We start from the raw sequence: 5,710 nt of genomic DNA, 5'->3' as shown, positions 1-5,710 counted from the left end.
GCCCAGCTCGGTGTAGGCGTGCACGAACTCGGCTCCGGTGACGCCCGAGCCCACCACGATGAGGTGTTCGGGCAACTCCTCCAGGTCGTAGAGCTGCCGCCAGGTCAGGATGCGCTCACCGTCCGGGCGCGCCGTCGGCAACTCCCGGGGGCTGGCGCCGGTCGCGATGAGCACGACGTCGGCTTCGCGGGTCGTGGTGGTGCCGTCCGGTGCGGTGATGTTGATGCAGTGCCGCGCCAGGTCCGGGGCCGCGTCGACCAGCTCGCCGCGACCGGCGATCACCTCCACCCCCATGCCCACCAGCTGGGCGGTGATGTCGGCGGATTGGGCGGCGGCCAGCGTCTTGACGCGCCGGTGGATCTCGGGGAGCGAGATCTTGGCGTCGTCGATGTCGATGTCGAAGCCCAGTTGTGGCGCGCGGCGCAGTTCGGTGCGCAGCCCGGTCGAGGCGATGAACGTCTTCGACGGGACGCAGTCCACCAGCACGGCCGCACCGCCGATTCCGTCGGAGTCGACGACGGTGACCGAAGCCACCTCGGGACCACGGGCCGCGGCAACGAGTGCCGCTTCGTAGCCGGCGGGACCGCCGCCGATGATCACTATGCGGGTCGGCACAGCCCCCAAACTAGCTAAAGGCGAGCTAACTCGTCGGTTGAGCATCGCGACGACGCATGCCGTTTAAGCTTCTTCCCGTGCCGATCTACGCCGCTTACGGGTCGAACATGGATCCCGAGCAGATGATGCAGCGCGCACCACACTCTCCAATGGCCGGAACCGGCTGGCTGCACGGCTGGCGGCTGACCTTCGGCGGCGAAGACATCGGCTGGGAAGGCGCTTTGGCTACCGTCGTCGAGGACCCGGAATCCAAGGTCTTCGTGGTGCTCTACGACGTGACACCGTCGGACGAGCAGACCCTGGACCGATGGGAAGGTTCGGAGCTGGGCATCCACAAGAAGATCCGGTGCCGGGTACACCGAATTTCCTCGGACACCACCACAGATCCCGCATTGGCCTGGCTGTACGTCGTCGACGCGTGGGAGGGCGGTTTGCCGTCGGCGCGCTATCTGGGCGTGATGGCCGATGCCGCCGAGATTGCGGGCGCGCCAAGCGAATACGTCTACGATCTGCGCACCCGCCCAGCGCGGAACATCGGCCCGGGCACCTAACCTTCTTCAGGCCGCGAGTGTGCGTTGCTCCTATGTCAAGTGGCGGGCTTAGTCCGACTGAGCCGCCAGTGCCGCCTGCTCGACGATGTTGACCATGACCCGCAACCCGATCGCGAGGGCCGCCTCGTCGATGTCGAACGTCGGCTGGTGCAGGTCGAGCTGAGGCCCGTGGCCCGGCCACACGCCGAGCCTGGCCATCGCTCCGGGAATCTCCTCCAGATACCACGAGAAGTCCTCGCCGCCGCCGGACTGACGGGTGTCAGCCAGCACATCGGGTCCGACGGCTTCGATCGCATGGGTGAGGATGCGGGTGGAGATCTCTTCGTTCACCACCGGCGGAACTCCGCGGTGATATTCCAGCCGGTGATCGACGCCGAGCGGCGCGAGCAGTGACGTCACCGCCTCGCCGATGATGCACTCGAGGCTCTGCCAAGTCTCCCGGCTGGCGGTGCGGACAGTGCCCGCCAGCACACCCACCTGCGGTATCGCATTGGCGGCCACCCCGGCGTTGACCGCGCCCCACACCAGCACAGTCGCCTTGCGCGGGTCGATGCGCCGCGATAGCACACCAGGCACCCCGACGATCAGCGTGCCCAGCCCGTAGACCAGGTCAGCGGTCAGATGCGGCCGGGAAGTGTGGCCGCCCGGCGAGTTCAAGACGATCTCCAGCCGGTCGGCCGCCGAGGTGATCGGCCCGGCCTTCACCGCGACCCGGCCCACAGCAAGCCGGGGGTCGCAGTGCAGCGCGAAGATCCGGCTGACCCCGTTCAGCGCCCCGGCGGCCACCGCGTCGATCGCCCCGCCGGGCATCAGCTCTTCGGCCGCCTGGAAGATCAGCCGCACCCCGACCGGCAACTGCGGCGCCGACGCCAATATCAGCGCGGTGCCCAGCAGGATCGCGGTGTGCGCGTCATGCCCGCAGGCGTGCGCGACGTTGGGCATCGTCGAGGAGTAGGGCGCGCCGGTGCGCTCGGCCATCGGCAGCCCATCGATGTCAGCGCGCAGCGCGATCCGGGGTCGGTCCTCGGGCCCGATGTCACATGTCAGGCCGGTCCCGGCGGGCAGCACCTTCGGGTTGAGACCGGCGTCTACCAATCGGTCGGCGACGAACTGGGTGGTGGCGTACTCCTGGCGGCCCAATTCCGGATAGCGGTGGAAGTGCCGCCGCCACTCGACAAGATCGTCCTGGTGGTCGGCCAGCCAGGCTTCGGCTCCCTTGAGCAGGCTCATGACGGTGCCCGGTGCTCACGAGCCGTCAGTACCCGGTCCCGCTGTTCGGTCGATTCGGCGAGACGAACGACGCTGCGCGCCAATATGATCGAGCCTTCGATTACGGCGCGGTCCGCGCTGGCCCCGGCGGCTGCCGCGGTGAATGCGGGCTGGTGCAACGACGCGCCGCCGGCGTCAACGGACACCAGCGGGTGGATTCCGGGCAGCACCTGGGTGACGTTGCCCATGTCAGTGCTGCCGACCGGTAGGGCGACCTCATACTGTTCGGCGACCGGTGTCCTCCCCAGCCGCTCCATCTCGCTGCGCACCGCCGCGGCCAGCCACTGGTCCGGCTTCAGCGCCTCGTACGCGGGTTCCACCTGGTCGATGCTGTAGTCACAACCCGTGGCTACCGCGCCGGCGAGGAAGCAGTCCTTGACCCGAGCTTCCAGGTCGCACAACAGGGTCGCCTCCAGCGCCCGCGTCATGTACTGCAATTCGGTGTACGCCGGGATGACGTTGGGAGCCCGCCCGCCATCGGCGATGAAGCCGTGCACCTGCTGCCCCGGAGCCAATTGCTGGCGCAGCAGCCCGATGGCCACCTGAGCGATAGTGGCCGCATCGGCGGCGTTGAGACCCAGGAACGGCGCGGCCGACGCGTGCGCCTCCCGACCCTGGTAGGCGACGCGCATGCCGGAAGACGCCAACGACCGCGCGGCGGCGATGTCGGCCGGCCCGGGATGGAGCATCACCGCCGCGGCGATGTCGTCGAACACCCCGGCCTGCAGCAGCAGCACCTTACCGCCGCCAGATTCCTCGGCCGGCGTGCCTATCAGGGCCACCGTCAATTGCAGGTCGTCAGCCACCTCGGCCAGCGCCAGTGCGGTACCGATCGCCGACGCGGCGATGATGTTGTGGCCGCAGGCGTGCCCGATGCCGGGCAACGCGTCATATTCGGCACAGATCCCCACCACCAGCGGCCCACTGCCGAAGTCGGCACGAAAGGCGGTGTCCAAACCCCCGGCGGCGGTGGTGATCTCGAAACCCCGCTCGGCCACCAACTCCTGCGCCTTGGCGCAGCTGCGGTATTCCTCGAACGCCAACTCCGGCTCGGCGTGAATCGCGTGGGAGAGCGCGACGAGGTCGGCGCCACGGCGCCGCACGAGGTCCTCGACGGCATCTAATGCGGTGGCTACGGGCATCCTCGCAGTTTAAACTGCCCCATTGTGACCGACGGCCCGCCCGATCCGGACGCACTCGCACGGACCGCGGCGCATGCCGTCGCCGAGCGCACCGGTGTGGCCGAACACGACGTGGCGATCGTTCTCGGTTCCGGGTGGGCGCCGGCTGTTGCGGCGCTGGGTTCTTCGACGGCCACGCTGCCGATGGCCGACCTGCCCGGCTTCACGCCACCGACGGCGCTCGGGCACACCGGTCAGCTCTCGTCGGTGCGCATCGGCGCTCACCGGGTGCTGGTGCTGGCGGGCCGGGTGCATCCCTATGAAGGACATGACCTACGCCACGTCGTGCACCCGGTGCGGACTGCGTGTGCGGCCGGCGCGCGCACCATTGTGCTGACCAACGCCGCGGGTGGCCTGCGGAGCGACTTCGAAGTGGGTCAGCCGGTGCTGATCAGCGACCACCTCAACCTGACCGCGCGTTCTCCGCTGGTCGGAGCACAGTTCGTCGACCTCGTCGACGCTTATTCGCCGCGCTTGCGGGCGCTTGCCCGCGACGTCGACCCGGGGCTGGCCGAAGGCGTGTACGCCGGCTTGCCGGGGCCGCACTTCGAGACACCGGCCGAGGTCCGGATGCTGCGGGTGCTCGGCGCCGACCTGGTGGGGATGTCGACGGTGCACGAGACCATCGCGTCCCGGGCGGCGGGCGCCGAGGTGCTGGGCATTTCGCTGGTGACGAACCCGGCCGCCGGCATCACCGGGGAGCCGCTCAGCCACGTCGAGGTGCTGGCCGCAGGCGCGGCGTCGGCGACCCGGATGGGCACTTTGCTGGCCGATGTGGTGGCCCGGCTCTGAGATGGGCCGGCTGTGACTCCCGAAGAGTGGATCGCCCACGATCCAGACCCCGTCACGGCTGCCGAGCTCGCAGCCTGCGAGCCGGGTGAACTGTCCGCGCGGTTTGACCGGCCGTTGACATTCGGCACTGCGGGGCTTCGCGGTCCGGTGCGCGGCGGGCCGGACGCCATGAATGTGGCTGTGGTGCTGCGCGCCAGCTGGGCCGTGGCGCAGGTGCTCAAAGACCGGTGCCTGGGGGGCTCAGCCGTGGTCGTCGGACGCGACGCCCGGCACGGGTCAGCGGCGTTCGCTCTTGTGACGGCAGAAACGCTTGCTGCTGCGGGCTTCTCGGTGCTGCGGCTGCCTGATGCGCTGCCCACGCCGGTACTTGCGTTCGCGGTGCGGCACACCGGTGCCGCGGCGGGCATTCAGATCACCGCATCGCACAACCCGCCGACCGACAACGGCTACAAGGTCTATCTCGTCGGGGGTGTGCAGATCGTCGCTCCGACCGACAGGACAATCGAAAACGCCATCGCCGACGCCCCGTTCGCCGATCAGATTCCCAGGCAGCCGGTCGCGGCGGCGGATACCTCGATGGTCGAGCGCTACATCGAGCGCGCCGCCGGGTTGCGGCGTTCGACCGGTTCGGTCCGGGTGGCGCTGACCCCGCTGCACGGGGTCGGTGGAGCGGTGGCAGTGCGGACGCTGCAGCGCGCCGGTGTCGACGACGTGCACACCGTCGCTGCGCAGTTCGCGCCGGACCCGGACTTTCCCACGGTGGCGTTTCCCAATCCGGAAGAACCGGGAGCCACCGACGCGCTGCTCGCCTTGGCGGCCGACGTCGACGCCGATGTCGCCATCGCGCTGGATCCCGATGCCGATCGCTGCGCGGTCGGTGTGCCCACACCGTCCGGGTGGCGGATGCTTTCCGGCGACGAAACCGGTTGGCTGCTCGGCGACTACATCCTGTCGGGCGTCGAGTCCCCGGACGCCGCCGTGGTGGCCAGCACCGTGGTGTCGTCGCGGATGCTGGCCAAGATCGCCCAGCAATACGGGGCACGCCATGTCGAAACCCTGACCGGCTTCAAATGGCTGGCCCGCGCTGACGGGGACCTGCCCGGCCAGACGCTGGTGTATGCCTACGAGGAGGCGATCGGGCACTGCGTCGACCCGAGTGCCGTGCGAGACAAGGACGGCATCAGCGCCGCGGTGCTGGTGTGCGATCTGGTGGCGATGTTGAAGGCGCAGGGCCGCTCCCCGCTGGACGTGCTCGACGACCTCGCCCGCCGGCATGGGGCGCACCTGGGCGCCGCGTTGTCG

The 5,710-nt window shown here is 69.4% G+C and carries 6 protein-coding genes; 3 read left to right on the top strand and 3 right to left on the bottom strand.

Annotation, left to right across the window (positions count from 1 at the left end):
• Positions 1-615 (bottom strand): FAD-dependent oxidoreductase (locus WA317_RS00500; RefSeq protein ID WP_425171166.1); only part of this gene is annotated, 615 nt, incomplete at its 3' end.
• 77 nt (positions 616-692) lie between these two features.
• Between WA317_RS00500 and WA317_RS00495 the strand changes: the two genes are divergently transcribed.
• Positions 693-1,166 carry a gamma-glutamylcyclotransferase gene (locus WA317_RS00495; protein ID WP_425171165.1) on the top strand — a complete coding sequence of 158 codons (474 nt, stop codon included), beginning with the start codon at positions 693-695 and terminating at the stop codon, positions 1,164-1,166.
• Between the two features lie 48 nt (positions 1,167-1,214).
• On the opposite strand, the gene WA317_RS00490 is transcribed toward WA317_RS00495, so the two are convergent.
• Both WA317_RS00490 and WA317_RS00485 read right to left on the bottom strand, forming a co-directional pair.
• Positions 1,215-2,396 (bottom strand): M20 family metallopeptidase, encoded by a 1,182-nt coding sequence (locus WA317_RS00490; protein ID WP_425171164.1) that lies wholly within the window; start codon positions 2,394-2,396, stop codon positions 1,215-1,217.
• Positions 2,393-3,577: a M20 family metallopeptidase gene (locus WA317_RS00485; protein ID WP_425171163.1), complete on the bottom strand. Its 1,185-nt coding sequence runs from the start codon at positions 3,575-3,577 to the stop codon at positions 2,393-2,395. The genes WA317_RS00490 and WA317_RS00485 overlap by 4 nt, the downstream gene beginning before the upstream one ends.
• Positions 3,578-3,601: 24 nt before the next feature.
• On the opposite strand from WA317_RS00485, the gene WA317_RS00480 reads away from it, so the two are divergent.
• Entirely contained in the window at positions 3,602-4,408 is an 807-nt protein-coding gene (locus WA317_RS00480; RefSeq protein ID WP_425171162.1) for a purine-nucleoside phosphorylase, read from the top strand.
• A gap of 12 nt (positions 4,409-4,420) precedes the next feature.
• On the top strand, positions 4,421-5,710 hold a 1,290-nt coding region (locus WA317_RS00475; RefSeq protein ID WP_425171161.1), incomplete at its 3' end, for a phospho-sugar mutase.

Origin of the sequence: Mycobacterium sp. (assembly GCF_049802695.1) — a bacterium.
Taxonomy (GTDB): Bacteria; Actinomycetota; Actinomycetes; order Mycobacteriales; family Mycobacteriaceae; genus Mycobacterium.
Note: the sequence above shows the minus strand (reverse complement) of the source record. Positions and strands in the feature narration are given on the sequence as shown.

Bases quoted from the DNA above. Each gene is read 5' to 3' on its own strand.
- WA317_RS00490 (WP_425171164.1), bottom strand. From the start codon at position 2,396: ATGAGCCTGCTCAAGGGAGCCGAAGCCTGGCTGGCCGACCACCAGGAC.
- WA317_RS00485 (WP_425171163.1), bottom strand. From the start codon at position 3,577: ATGCCCGTAGCCACCGCATTAGATGCCGTCGAGGACCTCGTGCGGCGC.